17 protein-coding genes and 2 pseudogenes are annotated in these 22,204 nt (G+C 71.6%); 12 read left to right on the top strand and 7 right to left on the bottom strand.

Annotated elements, in window-relative coordinates:
* Window positions 1–8: 8 nt before the first annotated feature.
* Both BMZ16_RS18695 and BMZ16_RS19935 read right to left on the bottom strand, forming a co-directional pair.
* Complete coding sequence (locus BMZ16_RS18695; protein WP_089802883.1) at window positions 9–1,406, bottom strand: IS30 family transposase; 1,398 nt, start codon at window positions 1,404–1,406, stop codon at window positions 9–11.
* Between the two features lie 49 nt (window positions 1,407–1,455).
* Window positions 1,456–2,333, bottom strand: a pseudogene (locus BMZ16_RS19935) (IS3 family transposase); the annotation flags it as partial.
* 528 nt (window positions 2,334–2,861) lie between these two features.
* Between BMZ16_RS19935 and BMZ16_RS18680 the strand changes: the two are divergent.
* The 7 genes and pseudogenes from BMZ16_RS18680 (at window position 2,862) to BMZ16_RS18645 (ending at window position 9,985) form a co-directional block, all read left to right on the top strand.
* Window positions 2,862–3,599: a GH25 family lysozyme gene (locus BMZ16_RS18680; RefSeq protein WP_255366816.1), complete on the top strand. Its 738-nt coding sequence runs from the start codon at window positions 2,862–2,864 to the stop codon at window positions 3,597–3,599.
* A 153-nt stretch (window positions 3,600–3,752) separates the two neighbouring features.
* Entirely contained in the window at window positions 3,753–5,861 is a 2,109-nt protein-coding gene (locus tag BMZ16_RS18670) for a hypothetical protein (RefSeq protein WP_143082899.1), read from the top strand.
* Window positions 5,862–5,864: 3 nt separating this feature from the next.
* Window positions 5,865–6,560 (top strand): hypothetical protein, encoded by a 696-nt coding sequence (locus BMZ16_RS18665; RefSeq protein WP_089803376.1) that lies wholly within the window; start codon window positions 5,865–5,867, stop codon window positions 6,558–6,560.
* A 40-nt stretch (window positions 6,561–6,600) separates the two neighbouring features.
* Window positions 6,601–6,930, top strand: a complete 330-nt coding sequence (locus tag BMZ16_RS18660; RefSeq protein WP_089803374.1) for a hypothetical protein — start codon at window positions 6,601–6,603, stop codon at window positions 6,928–6,930.
* A 206-nt stretch (window positions 6,931–7,136) separates the two neighbouring features.
* Window positions 7,137–8,286, top strand: a pseudogene (locus BMZ16_RS18655) (IS3 family transposase).
* A gap of 216 nt (window positions 8,287–8,502) precedes the next feature.
* Window positions 8,503–8,742: a helix-turn-helix domain-containing protein gene (locus BMZ16_RS18650; RefSeq protein ID WP_089803372.1), complete on the top strand. Its 240-nt coding sequence runs from the start codon at window positions 8,503–8,505 to the stop codon at window positions 8,740–8,742.
* A complete protein-coding gene (locus BMZ16_RS18645) occupies window positions 8,735–9,985 on the top strand; it encodes a type II toxin-antitoxin system HipA family toxin (protein WP_089803370.1) in 1,251 nt (416 codons plus the stop codon). Before BMZ16_RS18650 ends, BMZ16_RS18645 begins: the two co-directional genes overlap by 8 nt.
* Before the next feature lie 10 nt (window positions 9,986–9,995).
* Here the strand turns inward: BMZ16_RS18645 and BMZ16_RS18640 are convergent, their stop codons facing one another.
* Window positions 9,996–10,640, bottom strand: coding sequence for a DUF6999 family protein (locus tag BMZ16_RS18640; protein ID WP_177199785.1), 645 nt, complete (start codon window positions 10,638–10,640; stop codon window positions 9,996–9,998).
* A 197-nt stretch (window positions 10,641–10,837) separates the two neighbouring features.
* Here BMZ16_RS18640 and BMZ16_RS18635 point away from each other — a divergent pair, with 197 nt between their 5' ends.
* Window positions 10,838–11,383 carry a putative glycolipid-binding domain-containing protein gene (locus BMZ16_RS18635; protein WP_089803368.1) on the top strand — a complete coding sequence of 182 codons (546 nt, stop codon included), beginning with the start codon at window positions 10,838–10,840 and terminating at the stop codon, window positions 11,381–11,383.
* 87 nt (window positions 11,384–11,470) lie between these two features.
* Complete coding sequence (locus BMZ16_RS18630) at window positions 11,471–12,307, top strand: alpha/beta fold hydrolase (RefSeq protein ID WP_089803367.1); 837 nt, start codon at window positions 11,471–11,473, stop codon at window positions 12,305–12,307.
* A gap of 157 nt (window positions 12,308–12,464) precedes the next feature.
* On the opposite strand, the gene BMZ16_RS18625 is transcribed toward BMZ16_RS18630, so the two are convergent.
* Window positions 12,465–13,436, bottom strand: a complete 972-nt coding sequence (locus BMZ16_RS18625) for a hypothetical protein (protein ID WP_089803365.1) — start codon at window positions 13,434–13,436, stop codon at window positions 12,465–12,467.
* Window positions 13,437–13,653: 217 nt separating this feature from the next.
* Here BMZ16_RS18625 and BMZ16_RS18620 point away from each other — a divergent pair, with 217 nt between their 5' ends.
* From BMZ16_RS18620 to BMZ16_RS18610, 3 genes are read left to right on the top strand one after another with little or no spacing between them, the layout of a single operon-like run.
* Window positions 13,654–16,242, top strand: a complete 2,589-nt coding sequence (locus BMZ16_RS18620; RefSeq protein ID WP_089803363.1) for a molybdopterin oxidoreductase family protein — start codon at window positions 13,654–13,656, stop codon at window positions 16,240–16,242.
* Between the two features lies 1 nt (window position 16,243).
* Window positions 16,244–18,748 carry a nitrite reductase large subunit NirB gene (gene nirB, locus BMZ16_RS18615; protein WP_089803361.1) on the top strand — a complete coding sequence of 835 codons (2,505 nt, stop codon included), beginning with the start codon at window positions 16,244–16,246 and terminating at the stop codon, window positions 18,746–18,748.
* A gap of 11 nt (window positions 18,749–18,759) precedes the next feature.
* A complete protein-coding gene (locus BMZ16_RS18610) occupies window positions 18,760–19,194 on the top strand; it encodes a Rieske (2Fe-2S) protein (protein ID WP_369822674.1) in 435 nt (144 codons plus the stop codon).
* A gap of 88 nt (window positions 19,195–19,282) precedes the next feature.
* Here the strand turns inward: BMZ16_RS18610 and BMZ16_RS18605 are convergent, their stop codons facing one another.
* From BMZ16_RS18605 to BMZ16_RS18595, 3 genes are all read right to left on the bottom strand, one after another.
* Window positions 19,283–20,776 carry a NucA/NucB deoxyribonuclease domain-containing protein gene (locus BMZ16_RS18605; RefSeq protein ID WP_089803359.1) on the bottom strand — a complete coding sequence of 498 codons (1,494 nt, stop codon included), beginning with the start codon at window positions 20,774–20,776 and terminating at the stop codon, window positions 19,283–19,285.
* Entirely contained in the window at window positions 20,773–20,991 is a 219-nt protein-coding gene (locus BMZ16_RS18600; RefSeq protein ID WP_089803357.1) for a hypothetical protein, read from the bottom strand. The genes BMZ16_RS18605 and BMZ16_RS18600 overlap by 4 nt, the downstream gene beginning before the upstream one ends.
* A 502-nt stretch (window positions 20,992–21,493) precedes the next feature.
* Window positions 21,494–22,204, bottom strand: a 711-nt coding sequence (locus BMZ16_RS18595; RefSeq protein WP_143082898.1) for an NAD-dependent epimerase/dehydratase family protein, incomplete at its 5' end; no start/stop codon positions are given.

Below are 22,204 nucleotides of genomic sequence, written 5' to 3'. Positions count from 1 at the left end.
GACCGGATTCAACTGGTCGATGCAACACCGGCTTGTTGGACCGAGCGTAGGTGCTCGTCGAGGGCTTCGGCGGGGGTTCGCCAGCCGAGGGTCTTGCGAGGTCGGGTATTCAGGGCGTGGGCGACGGCTTCGAGGTCCTCGGCGGACCACCGGGACAGGTCCGTGCCCTTGGGGAAGTACTGACGCAACAGCCCGTTGGTGTTCTCGTTCGTGCCGCGCTGCCAGGGCGACTGGGGGTCGGCGAAGAACACGGGGATGCCGGTGGCGACCTTGAACTGGGCGTGGGCGGACATCTCCTTGCCGCGGTCCCAGGTCAGCGACCTGGTCAGCTGCGTCGGCAGGGTCGTCATCGTCGCGGCCAGGGCCCGACTCATGGTGATCGCGCCGTAGCCGGCCAGAGCTGGGCCGTTCTTTGGCGTCTCCTTGTGCCGGTAGCCCTCCTCGCGGGGCAGGTGCACCAGCATCGTGAACCTCGTGGTGCGCTCGACCACGGTGCCGATCGCGGACCGTTCCAGGCCGATCAGCAGGTCTCCTTCCCAGTGCCCGGGAACCGCGCGGTCGGCGACCTCTGCGGGACGTTCGCTGATCAGCGTCTCGGGTGTCACGTGCGCCCACGTCTTGCGTCGGGATCGCTCCCGCGGCGCGCGCAGCGCGCGTCCGGTGCGCAGGCACCAGACCAGCTCGCGCTTGAGCGCGCCGCGGCCTTGGATGTAAAGCGCCTGGTAGATCGCCTCGTGGCTGATCCTCATCGCCTCATCATCGGGGAAGTCAATCTTGAGACGATGGCTGATCTGCTCGGGGCTCCACGCCAACGCCCAGGGCCGGTGCTTGCGGTGGGGCTTGTTGAGCCCGGTGAACTTCGGCGCCTGCGGCCCCGGCACGGGCGTGCCGTCGGGGCGACTAATCCGCCCGGCGAGCCGCTCTTGGACGTAGACGCGCAGCCGCGGGTTCGTGACGAGCTTCGCCGGCTTCGGCCGCTTGGCCGCCATGTCGGCCTTCCACTGCGCCACCGACGCGCGATAGCCGGTACTCCCGGCGCGCGTGGCCGCGTTGCGGCGCAGCTCGCGCGACACCGTGCCGGGGTCGCGCCCGATCTGGCGAGCGATCTCGCGCACGCCCTTGGCCTGAGCCTTCAGGACCGCGATCTCTTCCCGCTCAACGAACGACAGATACCGCCCGGTGGGCTGGTGCTTCAGATCGAAGGGCGCCATGCCGCCAGCGTTGCGGAACCAGCGTTGACCGACCGCGGGCGCCACGCTGGCTACTGCGGCGGCTTCGATCGGCAGCAACCCCTTCGCGATCGCCTCCCAGAAGACTGCCTCCACGGCGCGCTGGAACTTCGGATGACCCGGTGAGCGCAACTTCGGGCGCTCTGCCCGGTCCGCTGCCTGCTGCCGACGAACCATCGAACACCTCCACGATCTCGAGGTGTTGCGACGACCGATTGAATCCGCCCTGGGACCCGCGGTCAGAGTGGACCACGGTCCCGGCCGGTCGGCGCAGAGCGACGGCGTTGGCCAGCGCGTTGACCGCGAGCTGCGAGGTCATCCGGTTGTCGATCGAGTAGCCGACGATCCGGTTGGTGCACGCGTCCTTGATCGCGCACAGGTAGATCTTGCCCTCGGCGGTGGGGTGCTCGGTGATGTCCGTGAGCCACAGCCGGTTCGGACGGTCGGCGGTGAAGTTCCGCTCGACGAGGTCGTCGTGGACCGGCGGGCCGGGCCGCCGGGCGGTCCCGCGCTTCTTGGAGTGCGCGGAGAACAGCCGTGCCGTGCTGCACAGGCGGTGCACCCGGTTGCGGCCGGCCACGATGCCGCGCGCGGGCAGCTCGTCGGCGATGAACCGGTAACCGAACTCCGGGTCGTCGTGGTGGATGTCGATCGCGGCGTTGATCAGGTGCGCGTCGTCCCAGTCCCGGTCCGTCACAGGCCGCGAACGCCAGGCGTAGTACGCCTGCTTGGAGAACCCGAGCACCCGGCAGGTCACCGCGACGGGGATGCCGTCCGCGGCCAGGTCACCGACCAGCGGGTACATCATTTTGGGAGGACGTCCCGGGCGAAGTAGGCCGTCGCGCGGCGCAGGATCTCGTTCTCCTGCTCGACCTGCTTGAGCCGGCGACGCAGCTCACGAACCTCGTCATCGCCGCCGGGCGACGGGTCGGGCTCACGGCGACCCGAGGCACGGGCATCCTCCCGGTCAGCGATCGCCAACCAGCGGGCCAAGCACGACTCGGAGATCCCGAAACTACGGGCGACCTGCGCCCGGGACTGCTCGCCACGGCGAGCCACTGCGATCACGTCTCGCCGGAACTCCGGCGGGTATGCGACAGGCACGATGCTGATCCTTCCAGCGAGGACCGCGTCCTCGCAGGCCAGGAGTCAACCGAACCCGGGGCAGTCCCGGGGTGCGCTTGCCCCTCTTGGCCGCCTTCTCGTGGATGCTGGCCAATGCAAGGTGCGCTGCGGCCTGGTCCACGTAGAACGCCTTGTCGCAGGTTCGCACCGCGCCAGTCTTCACCGCCCACCGACTGCAACTACAGAGCCACGTGGGGGACCGATTCTGAGGATTCGGACAGGAACATGAGACGTCCGTCGTCTCACTCACTTGTCCACCCGCAGGTCATGGCCGTGGCGCGCGGACAAGTTCGATGAGTTCCTACAGCCGGTGGCCCGATGTGGGTCACCAGATGGCAGGAGCCCGCGGTGAAGTGCCGTCTGCCGCGCGCGAACCTCTCGGTCCCGACGAGCCGCGATGACCGGGTGCGTTGCGTGCTTCGGCGACCAGCCGGTGGCACTCAGCGTCCGCCGCCGGCCAGGTGGACGTGGCGCGCGCAGGACGCGCGACGACGCCAGACTGGCGCGGTGCCGAGCCGCCGTCGCGTCCGCGTCCTGCTGATCGCCCTGACGGGGACGGTCGTCGTCCTCGCGCTCGGGGCCGCGCTCGTCGAACGCGGCCTGGTGTGGCCGAACCGTCTGTTCGCGGCGCGCTACGACGTGCGGGGGGTCGACGTCTCGGCGTGGCAGGGAACCGTCGACTGGCCGACGATCGCCCGGCAGGACGTCGACTTCGCGTACGTGAAGGCCACCGAGGGCTCGTCGTTCGTCGACCGGGAGTTCGAGGCGAACCTGCGCGGGGCGCGTGAGGCCGGGCTGCTGGTCGGTGCGTACCACTTCTTCAGCTTCGAGAGCAGCGGCAGGGCGCAGGCCGAGCACGTGCTCGCGACGGTGCCGGACGACGAGGACCTGCTGCCCGTCGCGATCGACGTCGAGTACTACGGGACGTTCCACGCCGACCCCCCGGACGCGTCGCAGGTCCGCCCGGAGCTGACCGCGCTCATCGCGACCCTGCGTGACCACGGCATCGAGCCGGTCGTGTACGCGACCGGCAGCGCGTACGACCGGTACGTCGCCGGCCACTTCCCCGGCACGCCCATCTGGATCCGGTCGGTGATCGTGCCGCCCGCCCTGTCGGACGACCGGGCGTGGACCTTCTGGCAGTACTCGAACCGGGACCGCCTCGACGGGTACGACGGCGAGGAGCCGTTCATCGACATGAACGTCTTCGACGGCGACCTCGACGACCTGCGCGCCCTGCGGTAGGCCCCCCGGGGGGGCAGGTCACGACGCGAGCCGGTCCGCCGTGGGCAGGCCGCTGCGTGAGCGCCCGTGGACGAACCGACCCAGATCGGGTGCCCGGTCACTAGGCTCCGTCTCGGTCGGGGAGTCCTCCTGGCGGCGCGAGGAGGAGCAGGCGTGGGGTTCATCCAGATCGAGGACGCCTCTGGGGTCGTCGCTCGTATGCGGCGCGTCGCGGACGACCTGGATCTGGCGCGGCACGAGCTGCGCACGCGTGCTGCCGAGCTGGACGTGGACAGCGCGTCGTTGTCCGGTCTCACGCCGGTGACGGCCCGCATCCGCGCCCTGGCTGCCGACCTGCAGACGCGGGTCGACCTGGCGACGGCGATCGAGGCTGGCCGCCCGACCTGGATGGGGCAGAACCCTGCGGTGGAGGTCCCCGACGTCGCCGGCGAGCACCTGTACGCGGCGACGGGCAGGGAGCTGGCTCACGCCGCACGCCGCCTCGACGCGCAGGACGCCACGGCGCTGGCGTGGTTCGCCGAGGTCGTGACGCGCCATCGCCACAGCCCTGGTCTTGCGGCGTCCTTCCTCTCCACGCTGGGGGGCGACGACACGCTGGACCTGATGGCCCGGATCGCCGTCAGCACACTGCCGGGTCAGGCGCCGGGCGAGGCGCAGCGACGCACCATGTCCTCCCTGCGGTACCTGCTGCACGTCGCCGACCGCCACTGGGACGACGCGCACCGCTCGACGTTCGCGGCCGAAGCCGTCCGTGCGACAACGGGCCAGCACGGGGACGACCCGGTCAGCCCGTTCGTCGCCGGGTACGGCGGGGCCTTGTCCTACCTGCTGGACGGCCAGCAGCACAGCTCGGCCCTGACCCTGGCGGTCGCACGGGGTCTCGACGAGTACGAACGTGGCACGGCGCTGGTGGTGGAGAGCCCTGCGGACGACACGCTGTGGATGCAGCGGTGGGCCGGCTTCTTCCCGGAGCTGCCCGGGGGCAAGCCGTCGCCGGCGTCGTGGGACCCCGGGATCGGCCTGATGTCCGCCCTGGCCGACGACCCCGCGGCCACGGTGACGTTCTTCACCGAGGGCTCGGACGGCCGTGAGGCGACCGCCCGCATGACCTACTGGCTGCACGACCGCACGTGGGACGACCAGTTCTCGGCGTTGAGCCGCGCGATGGTGGCCGCGACCACCGACACCAAACTGCTCGCCGACCCCGCGGCCGCCTACGCGACGGCGTCGCTCACCGCCGCAGTCGTGAACCTCATCGGGACACGGACCGACATCGACCGGGACGTGCTGACCGGCGGGTACGGACCCACGGACGCCGCGAGCAACTTCGCCGCGATCCTGGCCACGCACGCGCTCGCGATGGACTCGGCGACGTGGGACAAACAGATGTACATCGGGACTGCCGAGGTCGGCATCGAGGGCACTGCCTGGTTCCACACGGCGCCACTCGGGGTGCGGCCCGTGTTCGATGCGCGCACCATCGGCGGGGACGCACGCACGCAGTCCCCGCTGGGGGCCTTCGTGACGCTAGCGTCGGCCACGGCCGAGTCCACAGCGACGCTGCGCACCGGGGTCGACCGGTACGCCGCAGCGAAGTACGGCATCGCCCTGGACGCCATCGAAGAATCGCTCGCAGCGCAGGGCACGATCCTGGTCGAGCAGCAGGCCTACAACCAGCTCGCCGGTCACCCGACCGGCCTGTTCACCGATGCTTGGACGTCACAGGGCCGACTCGAAGGCATGCTCACCCACGCGGTCGGCCGTCAGGACATCGACGACGCCCAGGTCGATGCGGCACGCACCGAGGCATGGACCACGTCCCTCGTCACCGTCGTCAGCGTGAGCGGAGCGGCCGGTGCCCTCACCGGTGACATCGCCAACGGTGTGCGTGCCGTCGCCGCCACCTACCCGCAGAACGGGCAGTCGCTCGACGGGGCCGAGCGAACCGTTGTCAGTGCACTCGCACCGGACTACGTCGTGACGGAGCGGGTCGTCGAGGCGACGGAGGTGGCCGCCGCGGCGAGGGACCGCGCCCGCTACCAGGTGATCTCCGCGCTGGCGACGGCGTCCCTCACACCACCGGAGCTGGCAGCACCGTTACGCCACACGGACGGCAGAGCACTGAGCTACGAGGAGTTCAGATTGAGCGGCACAGCCTCGGGGGACCTCACCCACGCCCTGAACCTCGGAGCGCTCCTCGATCCGACGGAGTTCAACGGAGCATTCGACAAGGCCTTCCTCGTTCTCTACCCGGCGGACTGAGACATGACCACCACGACCCACCCCAGCACGGTCCGGCGCCTGGCAGCGGCGGCGTGCACAGCAGCGCTCCTGCTGACCGGCTGCACCCAGGCAGACGACGAACCCAGCGACCCCCCCGGCGCGACCGCCGGAGTCCTGACCACCGACGACCTCGGACAGGACTGGACCGGCCCGTGGTGGGACGTCGCGGCCGCGCAGAAGGAACGCCACCCCGAGTACCCACCGTTCGAGCTCGGGTGCGACGTTCCCCTGGTGCCGAGCGGTGGGTTTGGTGATGCCGGGCGCAAGGCGTACGCAAGTGCGGCCTGGAGCACCGGCGAGCACGGTGAGGTCATCGTCTGGTCCCAGGCCGCCCGCTACGACTACCCGCGCTACGTCGACGAGGTGCTGGCCAAGATCGAGGACCGCGCGAGCCGGTGCGTCGCGTGGGAGCCCATCGTGCCTGAGGCCACCTCCGTGGCCACCGTCACCGGCACCCCGCAGGCACCCGTGCTCGACGAGGTCTACCGGGAGAACACCCCCCGCGCCTGGCACATCCGCACCACGTGGACCACCACCCCCGACGACATCCTCGTCATGCTCACCATCGGCTGGCGGCCGGGCGAGGACCCCGACCTCGACCACGAGGCACTCCTGGCCACAGCGGTCGAACGCGCCGCCACCTTGCCCGAGACCACCAACGACCCCTGGCCGAGCTGACCCCACGCCACACCCGCCCACCCCGCGCCACGGAGCACCCATGTCGACCGGACTGACCCCTGACTTCCGACCCAACCAGTACAGGGCCGCGCTTGGCGCGGCCGCGGCCCACGCCACGACGACCGCCGCCACGTTGACCGATGACGGTGGCCACCCGTTGCACCGCGCGCTGGAGGACCTGGCGACCGCATGGAGATCACATTCCACCCTCCGCGAGGACTTCGAGGGCGAGCTCCTGGACCTGTCCAGGACGGCCGCGGCAGCCCTGGACAGCCACGTCGACGTCCTGCGCGCTGCCGTCGCCGACGAGCCACCCGTCGTCGACCCGTCGGGTCCCCAGGGATGGAAGAGCCGCTACGCCACGCGTTGAGAACAACGACGTCGCCCGGGTACGCGCGACCGCGCACAGTGCCCCTGACGGCACAGCCTCGGGGGATCTCACCCACACCCTGAACCTCGGAGCGCTCCTCGATCCGACGGAGTTCAACGAAGCATTCGACAAGTCCTTCGGGTCTGCTGCACGAGTAGGTGACACCGACCTGTGGCGCCGAAGGCGCCGCTGGAAGGATGTGCACCGTGCCCAGGCCCTATCCCCAGGAGTTCCGCGACGACGTCGTGGCCGTGGCTCGTCGCGGGGATGCTCCGATCAAGCAGGTCGCAGCGGACTTCGGGATCGCCGAGTCGCGCCTGCGCAACTGGCTGCGTGACGCCGACGTCGAAGACGGCAACCGTCCGGGCGTGACGCGCACGGAGTCCGCCGAGCTGCGTGAGGCGAACCGGCGGATCCGGTTGCTGGAGCAGGAGAACGAGGTGCTGCGTCGAGCGGCGGCGTACTTGTCCCAGGCTCATCTGCCGGGAAAAGGCTCTACCCGCTCGTGAGCGAGCTCGCCGCCGACGGCATCCCCGTCGCGGGGTCCTCAAGCTCGCCGGACAGCCCTACTACCGCTGGCTCGCCGCTCCGGTCCGTGCCCGTGAGCTCGACGAGGCGCACCTCGCGAACGTCCTGTTCGACGCCCACCGCGACGACCCGGAGTTCGGCTACCGGCTCCTGGCCGACGAGGCCGCCCGCGCCGGGCACCGGGCGTGCGACCGGCGGGTGTGGCGGATCTGCGCCGCCAACGGGTGGTGGTCGGCGTTCGGCAAGAGGCGCACCAAGGGCGGCAAGAAGGCAGGCCCGCCGGCCCACGACGACCTCGTGCTACGCCAGTTCCGCGCTGACGCGCCGAACCGGTTGTGGCTGTGGGACATCACCGAGCACCCCACGGCCGAGGGCAAGGTCTACCTCTGCGCGATCAAGGACGTGTTCTCCAACCGGATCGTCGGCTACTCGATCAGCGATCGCATGACGTCCCAGATCGCGGTGAACGCACAGGTCAGCGCCGTTCAACGGCGTCGGACCGTCGCTGGGTGCGTGGTGCACTCGGACAGGGGGAGCCAGTTCCGCAGCCGGAAGGTGGCCCGCGTCCTGGCCCGCCATGACCTGGTCGGGTCGATGGGCCAGGTCGCCTCCGCGGGCGACAACGCCGCCATGGAGAGCTTCTTCTCCCTGCTGCAGAACAATGTGCTCAACCGGCGGCGCTGGGCCACCCGCGAGGACCTGCGGATCGCGATCGTCACCTGGATCGAGAGGACCTACCACCGCCGCCGACGCCAGCACCGACTCGGACGGCTGACACCGATCGAGTTCGAGACCATCATCACCACTCAGGTCGCACTCGCCGCCTGAGACCGACGGTCACCTACTCGTGCATCAGCCCCGAATTGTGTCAGTCGCCCCTGCGGCGTGATCCCGTTCGAGTGGACGGTCGTGGTGCCGCCCGACGATGTCCGTCACGACTCCGATAAGCGAGTCGGCAACGTTTGACTACGTATCAGTAGTCAAACGTCTTGACTACTGATACGTAGTCGCTTGGAATGGGCCGTGTCGTCGACAGGAGCGAGCATGGCAGTCCGAGGCACGGTCTCAGGTCCCGAGTCACTCGGGCGCATCCTGCAGCAGGCGCGCCTGCTGAACGGGTGGAGCCAGCGGGAGCTGGCGGCACGCATCGGCACGTCGCAGCGCTACATCTGGGAGATCGAGTCCGGGAAGCCGTCGATCTACACCGAGCGGCTCTTCGCCGTGCTGCGCGAGACGGGAACTCAGCTCACCGCGACGATCGAACCGCGGTCCGACGATGGGTGACCTGGTCGTCGAGCTGTACGGCACGACCGTAGGGCGGCTGACGGGCCACGGGCACGCGTTCGACTTCGTCTCCACGCCCGAGGCTCTCGACAGGTTCGGCCTCGACAGCCTCGTGCTCTCGGTGGCCGTGCCGCTCGCCGCCGTGCCGGCCCGCGCACGACGCGCACGGCGGCAGAACTTCTTCCGTGAGCTGCTGCCCGAGGGGCGGATGCTGGAACGGCTCGCCCACCAGGCGCGGGTGCCGCCGCACGACGTCCTCGGGATGCTCCGGGCCTACGGCCGCGACGTCGCCGGCGCGCTCGAGATCTGGGACCCGGACGCGCCCGGCGAGCCGCGGACTCCCGCGATCGAGCCGCTCTCGCGCATCGACGTCGGGGCACTGCTGGCCGACGTGGCATCGTCGCCCCTCGCGAACAAGCCAGGTCGAGGCAAGACGTCACTCGCCGGCGTCCAGGACAAGATCGTGCTCGTGCACACCGACGGCGAGTGGGCGCGGGCCGTCGACGGCTACCCGTCGACCCACATCCTCAAGCCGGCGTCGGGTGAGCATCCGACGATGATCTACGACGAGGAGTACGGGTCCCGACTGGTGCGCGCCCTCGGGCTGGCGGAGTTCCGCACGAGCATCGAGACGTTCGACGACGTGCCGGCGCTCGTCATCGAGCGGTACGACCGGCGACCCACACGTCACGGCATCCCCGAGCGCATCCACCAGGAGGACTTCAACCAGGTCCTGGGACTTCGAGGGGACGAGAAGTACCAGCGGTACGGCGGTCATGCGTCGCTCGCACGGGCAGCGCGGACGCTCACGACCCTCGGCAACCGTGAAGCCCTGGTGCGACTCGCCCGCATGACCGTCCTCTCGGTCGCCATCGGCAACCTCGACATGCACGCCAAGAACGTGGCACTGCTGCACCACCCCGACGGCACCGTCGACCTCGCACCCGCGTACGACGTCGTCCCTCAGACACACCTCCCCAACGACGGCGAGCTGGCTCTCGCCGTCGACGGTACCTACCGGCACGCGGCGGTGACCCGCTCGCACCTGGCAGCCGAGATCGGCTCCTGGGGCCTGCCTGACGCGGACGATCTCGTGGGTCGGACGCTCCACGAGATCCTCGACGTGACGATGCGCGAGACCCCCCACCCCCGCGCGCACCCACAGCTCGTCCACGACATCACACGCTTCGCCCGCAACCTGCTCGCAGCGCGGCCCGCCGGCGCGGAGAGGGAGGACCGGTGACTGCCCGCCCTCAGTCGAACTCCACCGCAGTGTGCCGCGGGTACTGGCCGCCGGCGAGCTTCACCAGCTGCGCGTGCGCGTACTCGCAGACGAGCGCGTGGCGGTACACCATGCGCGGCACGTCGACGTTCGAGTCCATCCACAGGCTCATGCCGGTGAGCTTCCAGTGCCGGAAGGTGTCGTCGACGGTGATGACGGCGAGGATCTCGAGGAAGGAGTCGTCGAATCGCATGGAGTGCACCGCACGGCGGTACTCGTCCGACGAGAGCGCCAGCGAGAACGGGATGTTCATGACGCACAGCGCCGTCTGGATGTCGAGGCGCACCAGTCGCCGGCGGTGCCGCTCGGCGTCGAGCGGCGGGATGTCCGGCTGACGGAAGTCGAGCGGGCTGCGGGCGACGATGGGCACGACGTCGAGCGCGATGAGCACGTCGTACACGTTGACGTCGTGCTCGACGACCGCCTGCTCGCCCAGCTCCGACAACGCCTCGGGACGCAGCCTGACGGGCTCCATGCTCACCGGGGTGTTGCGGATGACGAAGTTCATGAGGTTCGTCTCGATGACGAAGTGGCGCAGCAGCAGGTCCACGGCGTCAGGTGACACGCACCGCCGCAGGAACCACACGCAGAGGAAGTCCATCGTCGGCAGCGGCATCCACCGGAAGGGAAGGACCCGCCAACCAGCAGTGGCAGCTGGTCAAGGTGGGCTGAGTCCGGCGCGTCACCGGAGACGTGAGCGGTCGGCCGTCACCCACCGCATCGTGCCGCCGCTGACGCCGACCGGTGCCGCGCTGTTCCCGGTCGGCGAGCCTGGGCGGCCGCCCGTCCGGCTGGTTCCCTGGAGAGGTGCACATGACGTTCCCGCCGCTCGCGGCCTGGCGGTTCGTCGACGCTGTCGACGGGTTCGAGGTGGTCTACCTCGAACCCGGCAGGTTGCGCGGGCACACGTCCGCCGTCGAGGACGGCCGGGCGCACGCCGTCGCGTACGAGATCACGCTCGACGCCGGCTGGAGGACCCGGTCGGTCCGCGTCTGGTCCGACACCGTGGAGGGGCCGCGCGCCACCGAGCTCCTCTCCGACGGCCGGGGCAGCTGGACCGTCGACGGTCGACCGGCCCCCCGTCTGGACGGGCTCCTCGACGTCGACCTCGAGGCGTCCGCCTGCACGAACACGTTGCCGGTCCACCGGTTGACGCTGCCCGTCGGGAAGGAGGTCGCCACCACCGCCGTGTACGTCCAGGCGGCCGACCTGGTCGTCCGTCGACTCGACCAGACCTACCGGCGCCTGGACGACGACCACTTCGCCTACCGGTCGGAGGGCGGGTTCGAGGCCGTGCTCACCTACGACGCGTGCGGGCTCGTGCTCGACTACCCGGGCATCGCCGTGCGGTTCGCCTGACGCTGACCATGACGGTCGACCCCTGACGGTCAAGACCGTCGACACGTGACGGTCGACGGCCCGCACCGGGGCGTGCCAGCGTGAACCATGCGCCATCACATCGAGCTGAGCGCCGGCCGCATCGACTACGAGGACACGGGCGGCGACGGACCCGTGCTCGTCCTCGCGCACGGCGTGCCCATGAACGAGACGCAGTGGCGCAAGGTCGTGCCGCTGCTCACCGGGTGCCGGTGCATCCTGCCGACCCTCCCGCTCGGCGGCCACCGGCAGCCGATGCGCCCGGGCGCGGACCTGACCCACCGCGGCGTGGCGCTGCTGCTCGGTGAGCTCCTCGAGCGGCTGGACCTCACGGACGTGACGCTCGTGCTCAACGACTGGGGCGGGGGCCAGTTCCTGGTCTCCGAGGGCCGCGCGCAACGCGTCGGGCGGATGGTGCTGGTGGCGTGCGAGGCGTTCGACAACTTCCCGCCCGCACCGGCGAAGGCCCTGGCGGCGGCCGCCCGGGTGCCGGGCGGGATCTGGCTGGTCGTGCAGCTGATGCGCACCCGCTGGTTCCGGCACAGCCGTCGCGCCTACGGCGCGATGAGCCTGCGCGGCATCCCGGACGAGGTGTTCGACGACTGGATCGCACCCGCGAGGAGGTCCCGGGCGATCCGGCGGGACTTCGCGGCCTTCGCGTCCTCGGCACCGGATCGCGCGACGCTCCTGTCCTGGTCCGACCGGCTCGCCGACTTCACCGGCCCCGTCCTGGTGGTGTGGGCGCAGGACGACCCGCTGATGCCGCGCGCCCACGGGCCCCGGCTCGCGGCCCTCTACCCCGCCGGACGCCTGGTCGAGATCGCCGACTCCTCGACCCTCGTCCCCGAGGACCAGCCCGAGCGGCTCGCCGAGGCGATCCTCACGTTCCTCGGGGACCCGGCGTAGGCCGCGGTCCCCGAGCGGGGTAGGCGTACTCCCCCGGGGCGACGTCGGGAACCGGGGTCAGCGGGACGTGGATCTCCCCCACGAGGCTCGACATGGCGTCAGCACGGCAAGCGACGACTCGGCCGGGCCGGGTACGTGTCCCGTACGTGCGCGAGCGTCAGGAACGCCGTGCCAGGAAGTGCACGCTGTAGTCGCCGAACCCGCTGAACCGGTGCACGAACCGCGCCGTGCCACCGCTCTCGGCGAGCGCGATGTCGTCCGGCCCGAACCGCAGGATCGCGGGCGGTCCGATCAGCCGGTTGACGACACCCGGCCCGGACAGGGGCTCGACCGCCGCGGACATCGCGCTGACGGCCTCGCTCTCGATGCGGTCCACCGGTGCGCCGAGCGTCGCGAGCGCCACCGCCTGGAGCGCAGCAGCGGCCGCCGACCGCGTCACGTCCGGGTTGACGTTGTCGTGCTCCACGGCCGCGGCGACGAACACGACGGACCCCATCCGCAACGGGCTGTTCCAGAACGGCTGGAAGGCGAAGGAGTGGTTCTCCTGGTCGTCGACGCCGTCGAGGGGCCCGTAGAGGACGGCGTTGGTCGTCGGTGTCCCGATCGGGGTGCGGTTCTCCAGGTCGATGACCCCGGCGATCACGAACGGCTCGTCGCCCTCGCCGATCCCGAACCCTGGGGTCTCGCTGTGGCACCGCAGGCTGTCGGTCCACACCGTGACCGGAGGAGGCTCGCCGGGAGCACCCCGGTGCGGCAGGACGAACACGAACCCCTGTGCGACGTGCCCACGACCCGCCGGGCACACGCCCTTGTCCGGGGACCCGTCGAAGAACATCCCGAAGCACTGCGGGCAGAACCGCCACGCCGCCTGCGCCGTCCCGGTCTCCGGCACGTCGTGCGGCAGCACGAAGCCGAACCCCTGCGCGACGTGCCCACCACCCGCCGGACACACGCCCTTCTGCGGGGCACCGTCGAAGAACATCCCGAAGCACTGCGGGCAGAACCGCCACGCCGCCTGCGCCGTCCCGGTCTCCGGCACGTCGTGCGGCAGCACGAAGCCGAACCCCTGCGCGACGTGCCCACCACCCGCCGGACACACGCCCTTCTGCGGGGCACCGTCGAAGAACATCCCGTGACATCGCGTGCAGAACCTCCACGCGTCCTGTTCGGGCATCATGCACCTCCCAGCCGGAGCGCCGGCCGGGGCACCTCCTCGGGCGGGTCCGTCATCAGGGACGAGGGACGGCGTTGCGGCCCTGATACCGCGCCGGACGTGTGCGCTGACCGAAACGAGGCGGTTACCCCGCGGCAGACCGGGCGTAACGGGAGCATCACACCATCGAGCGATGGGGCCAGAGCTCGCGTCGCCGACGGCCGTGCCGGGCTCCGACACGGCGCGGACCGTCGCGACGCACTGCCCCTACTGCGCGCTGCAGTGCGGCATGGCGCTGCACATCACGCCGCGCCCGGGGCACGAGCGGCCGGACGTGCGGCTCACGCCGTCGGACTTCCCGACGAACCGGGGCGGCCTGTGCGCCAAGGGCTGGTCGGCGGCCGACCTGCTCGCGCACCCCGAGCGGCTCACGACCCCGCTGGTCCGCACGGTCGCCGGCGACCGCTCCTCGCCGCTGCGGCCGGCGACGTGGGACGAGGCGCTGGACGCCGTGGCCGCCGCCGTCCGGGCGACGCAGCAGCGGTACGGCCGGGACGCGGTCGGGTGCTTCGGCGGGGGCGGCCTGACCAACGAGAAGGCGTACCTGCTGGGCAAGTTCGCCCGGACGGTGCTGCGGACGCGCTCGATCGACTACAACGGCCGCTGGTGCATGTCGTCGGCCGCGGCTGCCGCCACCCGCACGTTCGGGATCGACCGCGGGCTGCCGTTCCCCCTCGCGGACCTGGCCCTGGCCGACGTGCTGCTCCTCGTGGGCGCCAACCCGGCGGAGACCATGCCGCCGCTCATGCAGCACCTCGAGGCGGGCCGCGAGCGCGGCGCCCGCCACGTGGTCGTCGACCCGCGCACCACGGCGACGGCCCGCACGGCGCACCTGCACCTGCAGCCGCGCCCGGGGACGGACGCCGCCCTGGCCAACGGTCTGCTGCACCTGGTGGTGCGCCGGGGCTGGGTGGACGAGGAGTACGTCGCGACGAGGACGGCGGGCTTCGAGACGGTCCGCGAGGCGGTGACCGGCTACTGGCCGGACCGCGTCGAGCGCATCACCGGCGTCCCTGCCCGTGACCTGGAGGCCGTCGCGGAGCTGCTGGGGACGGCGGCCACGGCGATGGTGGTCACCGCCCGCGGCGCCGAGCAGCACGCGTCCGGGACGGCCACCGCGCAGGCGTTCATCAACCTCGCCCTCGCGCTCGGGCTGCCCGGCCGGCCGGGCTCGGGGTACGGGACCCTCACGGGTCAGGGCAACGGGCAGGGCGGACGCGAGCACGGGCAGAAGGCGGACCAGCTGCCCGGGTACCGCAAGATCACCGACCTCGCGGACCGCGCCCACGTCGCGGGCGTGTGGGGCGTCGACCCGACGCGCCTGCCGGGTCCGGGGGTGTCCGCCACGGAGATGCTGCGGGCCCTCGGCACCCCCGGCGGGGTGCGGACGCTGCTGCTGCTCGCGTCGAACGTCAGCGTCTCCGCACCCGACGCGGGCCGGATCACCGACCGGCTCGACGCCCTCGACTTCCTGGTCGTCGCGGACCTGTTCCTCTCCGAGTCGGCGGCCCGGGCGGACGTGGTGCTGCCCGTCGCGATGTGGGCCGAGGAGGAGGGCACGGTGACCAACCTGGAGGGACGAGTGCTGCGGCGTCGCCGGGCGCTCGACCCCCCGCCCGGCGTGCGGACCGACCTGGACGTCCTGCGGGGCGTCGCCGAACGGCTGGGGCAGCCGGACCTCATGACGACCGACGCGGCGGCCGCCTTCGACGAGCTGGGCCGCGCCAGCTCCGGCGGCGTGGCGGACTACGGCGGCATCACCTACGGCCGCATCGAGGACGAGCAGGGCGTGTTCTGGCCGTGCACCGACGTCGAGCACCCGGGCACGCCCCGGCTGTTCGGGACGCGGTTCGCCCATCCCGACGGGCTGGCCCGGTTCTTCCGCGCCGAGTACCGCGACGCGGCCGAGCGCACCGACGCCGAGTTCCCCTACGTCCTGACCACCGGGCGGCTCATGCGGCAGTACCAGAGCGGCACGCAGACCCGCCGGGTCGCGGCGCTCGCCGGCGACGAGGTGGGCGCCGACGGGTCCGTGCTCCCGCACGCCGAGCTGCACCCCGACCTGGCGCGCGTCTGCGGCGTCGTCGACGGCGAGGCGGTCCGGCTGCGGACCCGCCGGGGCGCCGCGGTGTTCCGTGCGCGGCTCACCACGGGTATCCGGACCGACACCGTGTTCGTGCCCTTCCACTGGGGCGGTGGGTCCCGCGCCAACTCCCTGACCGACGACGCCCTCGACCCGACCTCCCGCATGCCGGCGTTCAAGGCGTGCGCGGTGGCCGTCTCCCCCGTCGCCGTACCCGCCACACCACCGACCGGTCCGCCGACGGAGCACGTCCGTGCGCCGTGGCCGCCGGCCCGACCGAAGGGGCTCGCCTTGGACAGTCACCCGACCTTCCTGCAGGGCGTCTACGCACTGACCGGGAAAGGACTCGCCGCACCGAGCCTGATCGACCCGAGCCTGTCGTACACCGTGCCGGACGGCGCGGTGGCTCAGACGGTGTACTTCCGGGGCGGCAACAGCGCCGACGAGCTCGTCGTCGTCGTGCTGGTCCGCGACGGCGAGCCGATGCGGTACTTCCCCATCGGTGCCAAGAGTGACGTGCACGTGCCGCTGCGCGTCGTGGAGGACCTCGAGCCCGGTACCACGATCGAGCTGCACGCGGCCGGCGCGGCGGGGGTCTCCGGCGTCGTCGTCATCGACCTCGGCCTCGTGGAGGTGTGAGGTGGCCCGGCGCCGGCACGGGGACGACGGTCGGCGCGACCTCGTCGTCGTGGGCAACGGCATGGCGGGTGCGCGCACGGTGGAGGAGATCCTCGAACGCGGCGGCGCCGCGCAGTTCCGGATCACGATGTTCGGCGAGGAGCCGTACGGCAACTACAACCGGATCATGCTGTCGAACGTCCTGGCCGGCCTCGAGAGCGAGGAGGCCATCTTCCTCAACTCGATGGCCTGGTACGACGAGAACGAGATCACGCTGCACGCCGGCGTGCGGGTGGCGCGCATCGACCGGCACGCCCGCACCGTACGCGCCGACGACGGCAGCCGCACGCCGTACGACGCGCTCGTCATGGCGACCGGCAGCAGCGCGTTCGTCCCCGACATCCCCGGCATGCGCACGGCCGGGCGCGGCTTCCACCAGGGCGTGTTCCGGTTCCGCACCCTGGACGACACCCGCGCGATGATCCGGTACGCGCGCACCCACAAGCAGGCGGTCGTCATCGGCGGCGGCCTGCTCGGCCTCGAGGCGGCCCGCGGGCTGCAGACCCACGGTGTCGACGTCACGGTCGTGCACGGTCCCGGTCACCTGATGAACCAGCAGCTCGACGCCGCGGGCGGGTACGTCCTGCGGCGCGGCGTCGAGGCCCTCGGGATCTCGGTGCTGACGTCGGCCCGGACGGTCAAGGTGCTCGGGGACACGGAGGTCACCGGCGTGCAGCTGGGCGACGGGCGCGTCCTGCCGTGCGACATCGTCGTGGTGGCGGCCGGCATCCGGGCCAACTCGTCGATCGCGGCCGCCAGCGGGTTCCTGGTGGAGCGTGGCATCGTCGTCGACGACCAGATGCACGCGCTGGACGACCAGGGCACGCCCGACCCGACCGTGTTCGCCGTCGGTGAGTGCGTGCAGCACCGGGACCAGGTCTACGGTCTCGTCGCGCCGCTGTGGGAGCAGGCGCGGGTCCTCGCGGACGTGCTCACGGGCACCGACCCGTCGGCGCAGTACCACGGCTCCCGCACCGCCACGAAGCTGAAGGTCGCGGGCATCGACGTCGCGTCGATGGGCGTCACGGCGCCCGAGCGTCCCGACGACGACCACATCGTCATCTCCGAGCCGCGCCGCGGGCTGTACAAGAGCGTGGTGGTCCGCGACGACCGGCTCGTCGGTGCGACGCTCGTCGGCGACCTCGAGAAGGTCGCTCCCCTCATCCAGGCGTTCGACCGCGGTTCGCCGCTGCCCGAGGACCGGATCGCGCTGCTGTTCGACCTGGGCACGGCGCCCGCCGCGGTCGGTGTGGCCGAGCTCCCCGACGAGACCACCGTGTGCAACTGCAACGGCGTGAGCAAGGGGACGATCGCGAGTTGCGTCCGCGGCGGCGTCGCCTCCGTCACGGGCGTCATGGACGCGACGCGCGCGGGCAAGGGCTGCGGGTCGTGCAGGACGCTCGTCGGGCAGGTCGTCCAGTGGGCAGCGGGCGGCACGGTCGAGGTCGACGAGTCCGCCTCCTGGTACGTCCCCGGCGTCCCCTACGCGAAGGCCGAGCTGGTGGCGCTCATCCGCGAGCAGGACCTGCGCTCCGTGTCGGCCGTGTTCGCGGCGCTCGCGCCCGGCGGCGTCGAGGACGCGAAGTCCAAGATGGGGCTCAACTCGTTGCTGCGCACCCTCTGGGGCGCGGAGATCGCCGACGAGCGCGACGGGCGCTTCATCAACGACCGCGTGCACGCCAACATCCAGCGTGACGGCACGTTCTCGGTGGTCCCGCAGATGAAGGGCGGGGTCACGTCGGCCGACCAGCTGCGCCGCATCGCCGACGTCGCGGAAAAGCACAGGATCCCGCTGATCAAGCTCACCGGCGGCCAGCGGATCGACCTGCTCGGGGTGCCCAAGGAGGATCTGCCGAAGGTCTGGGCGGACCTCGACATGCCGTCCGGGTACGCGTACGGGAAGTCCTTCCGGACGGTCAAGACGTGCGTCGGCAGCGACTTCTGCCGGTTCGGGCTCGGCGACTCGACCGCGCTCGGCATCGCGATCGAGACCCGGTACCAGGGCCTGGAGAGCCCGGCCAAGCTCAAGCTCGCGGTCTCGGGCTGCCCGCGCAACTGCGCGGAGTCCTACGTCAAGGACGTCGGCGTCGTGGCCGTCGATGGTGGCCGCTGGGAGATCTGGGTGGGCGGCGCCGCCGGTGCCCACATCCGCAAGGGCGACCTGCTCACGACGGTCGACACCCCGGACGAGGTCATGACGCTCACCGGCCGCTTCATCCAGTACTACCGCGAGACGGCGAACTGGCTCGAGCGGACCTACGCGTGGGTGCCCCGGCTCGGGATCGAGCACGTCCGTGCCGTCGTGGTGGACGACAGCGAAGGGATCGCAGCCGAGCTCGACGCCGCCGTGCAGGCATCCGTGGACGCCTACCGCGATCCGTGGCAGGAGCGCGACGACCCCGCCGAACCCGGCCAGTTCCGCACCGCGCTGCCGCTGACCGTCCTGCCGCAGGTCCCGGTCCGATGAGTGCAGGTCCGATGAGTGCAGGTCCGACGAGTGCAGGGACGGACGCGCGGGCCGTCGGCGGCGAGCCCGGTGCGGGTCCGCTCGACACCGTGGGCGGACCACCCGCACCGCGCGTCGCGGCCGCCGGCGGCGGCGGGCCGCACGTGGTGGGACCGGTGTCCGAGATCCCGCCCGGCGAGGGACGCGCCTACGCGGTCGGCGGCCGGCAGGTGGCCGTCTTCCGACTGCGCAGCGGCGCCCTGCGCGCGCTCGACGCGGTGTGCCCGCACCGGGGAGGTCCGCTGGCCGACGGGCAGATCGACGCCGAGGTCGTCGTCTGCCCGCTGCACGCGCACGTCTTCGACCTGGGCAGCGGCGCATGCCGCTCCGGGCAGGACGACGTGACGTCCTACGCGGTCCACGTCGAGGACGACCAGGTGGTCGTGGTGCTGCCGGTCGAGATGTGAGCAGCTCCTGCGCCGGGACCTGACGCCCGACGAGTACAGCCTCGGATCCCTGGTCTCCAGAGACATTGTGTCCGCGCACCGCGGGCCACTAGACCGGGTACGTCAGCTCCACCCAGAAGTCCTCACCGTCCAGGACACGCTGCGAGCCGTAGAACAGTCCCAGATTGCTGCCCTGGGCGCTGTTCTCGTTGCTCCCATGGGCGCTCGCGTCGGCGGTCGGCACCATGCACCGGGAGAACCCCACCGGGCCTGTGCCCGGCACCTCGAGCAGATTGCATCCTGGAAGCACACGGACCACTCCCCCGGAGGCTGCGCCCTGGAGCGTGGAGGCGAACGGGTACTCGTCGCAGGTGTAGCCGTCCGGACGCTGCACCGAACGGGGGCACGCGGCTCTCCGGTTGGATGAGACCGTCGCCGGGTTCGTCGTGCGGGTCAGCGGGAGCTCGCTCCAGTGGCTGCCGGGAAGCCCGGAACTGTGCGCGGCCGCGATGTGCGCCGCGACCGAGTAGAACCGCTGGTCGTACTGGTACACGTAGTAGGTGGTGGTCGCGTTGACCACACAGCCTTGTCCCCGCACCCCGCGCGCGCCGCGGTTGTCGCAGCGCGTCTGCCTGGTCAGCGCCGTGACCTCCGCCGGCGTCGAGTCACCGCTGCGCAGGCGCAGGGTGAACACCCAGTTCAGGCGGGACGTCTGGTCCGTCCGCTGCGCCAGGGTCGGGGAGATGTCACCAACGACCGTGACGTCCTTGTTCAGCGGCAGGTTGCGCTGCGCGAGGTCGCCGCGCTGGTAGTCGCAGTTCCCCGAGCAGATGAGCGCACCGGCGACCGAGAGCGCCGACCTCCCGGTCCCGGACGTCTGACGGATCGTCGTCTGGTTGATGACGTGCGAGACGGAGGTCGACGTGTAGACGTACTGGCTCAACGTCCCGGCCGCCGTCCCCACGACCCTGGCCACCCCACGCGCGCTGATCTTGACCACGGTCGCCGCCCAGGTCGACCCCATGCACCACTCGGTGCGTGTGTACTGGTCCTCACCCTCCGAGCACCACCAGGGAAGGTCGACCTCCCGCAACGGCTTGTCGGCCGACCTCGGGATCGGGACGCTCTCGGCGGTGAAGGTCAGCTCGCTGGCGTCGGCCCGGGTTCTCACCAGGTTGCCGACCACCGGGTCGGCTGCCTCCCCGTCCGTCTGCGGGATCTCGACGGGCGCCGCTGGTGCCGGCGTCGACTCGACGCTCGCGCCCGGGTCCGCGGTCAGGTCGACCGATCCCTGCTCGAGCGCGAGCTCGGTCACCGGGTCGAGCTGCGGAGCGTCCGCGGGCGCCGGTGCGGTGCTCTCCGGCTCGCTGACCGACACGCACGTCGTCGCCCGCTCTGTGTCGAGCTCGCTGCACTCGGCTGCCAGGAGCACCTCCAGCTCGGGCACGGTGCGCGCGCCGAGCTCCGTGCCGAGCTCGAGCGTGCCTGCTGCGGGCTCCGGCGCCTGCAGCTCGACCTGCGCGGACGCGGCTCCCGCCGTGCCGAGCGCGAGCCCGGCGGTCAGAAGGAGGCAGACGAGTCCGGACGAGCGACGGGCGGTCACTCGTCGTCCTCGTGGTGGTCGTCCTCGTGGTGGTCGTCCGCCGTCTCGACGATGACGACCTCGATGTGGGCATCGGACGACTCACCACGCTGCGGTCGCGCGTACGCGTCCGCCGCAGACAGCTGAGCCGTCCGCGGGTCGGTCCGTGGCGCGCCGAGGTTGCCCTCGACGGTGCCACGCTCGCGGTCGTCGGGGTCTTGCACGTTGTCGCTCATCGCATCTCCCTGCTCGTGCGGGGAGCCGGGCGCCACCTGCGCCGTCCCACCACCGGCTGCTGCCGCTGTCAGGACCGCCACGGCCGCTGCAGTGGCCGCTGTGCGTCGCGCCGCCGATCGCATCATGGTGTCCCCCGCCCGTCGTCACGGGTGAACCTAGCGTCGCCCGTGCACCTGTGGGGGCGACTTGCCCACCTGTCGCCCGTTCGCCACACATGGCGCTGGTATGACCCGTTCCGAGCGAGCCGCTTCCCGAGCCGACCGGAGGCCCTCGCCGTGGAGCCGCCGGGCGTCGCCGGCGTGGACCCGGGAGCGGACGACGGGTCCTCGGCAGCTGCCGCCACCGTCGCGGACCTGTGACACACGTACCCGCGTGCCGGTGCCGTGGACCTGGCTTCGCGCGCATGTCGGCCGACGCGGGGCAGCTGAGGATCCGGACCCGGCGGCCAGGCGACTGCCCGTCGATTAACGCCGGCGGGCCATCAGCCCCACAGCCTCGCCCTCACAGCGGCCGGGGCCGGTACGCCTCCAGCAGCCGCTCGGTGAGCGCCTCGAACTGCGTGTCGACCACGCGACGCGCGGGGTCCGCGTCGTGCCACGCGACGATCTCGCGGGCGCCGGCCGCGAACGGGATGCGGGGTGAGAACTGCGGGACCAGCCGCCGGATCTTCGAGTTGTCGAAGATCATCGTGTGCGCCTTGTCCCCGAGGATCCCGGCGCCCAGCTCGGGGTCGGCGGCGGCGATCGCCTCGGACGCGACGTGCACCAGGCGCGGCTCGTCGACCCCGGCAGCCCGGGCCATCGCGCGGAAGATCTGGTCCCACGACGGGGCCTCGTCGCCGGTGATGTGGAACGCCTCGCCGATCGCCTCCTCGCGCCCCAGCAGCCCGACCAGCCCGACCGCGACGTCGGCGCTGTGCGTGATCGTCCACCGCGACGTCCCGTCCCCGGGCACGACGACCTCCAGGCCGCGGCGCATCCGGTCGACCACCGTCCAGCCGCCGTCCATCGGCACGAGCGTCGCGTCGTAGGTGTGCGACGGGCGCACGATCGTCATCGGCAGGCCCGTGTCGCGGTACGCGCTGACGAGGAGGTCCTCGCACGCGATCTTGTTGCGGGAGTACTCCCAGAACGGGTTGCGCAGCGGCGTCGACTCGACGACCGGCAGGTGGGTCGGGGGCGTCTGGTAGGCCGACGCGGAGCTGATGAACAC

The organism is Cellulomonas sp. KH9 (assembly GCF_900114185.1).
Lineage (GTDB): Bacteria > Actinomycetota > Actinomycetes > Actinomycetales > Cellulomonadaceae > Cellulomonas.
This window is presented reverse-complemented; position numbering and strand designations above follow the sequence as displayed.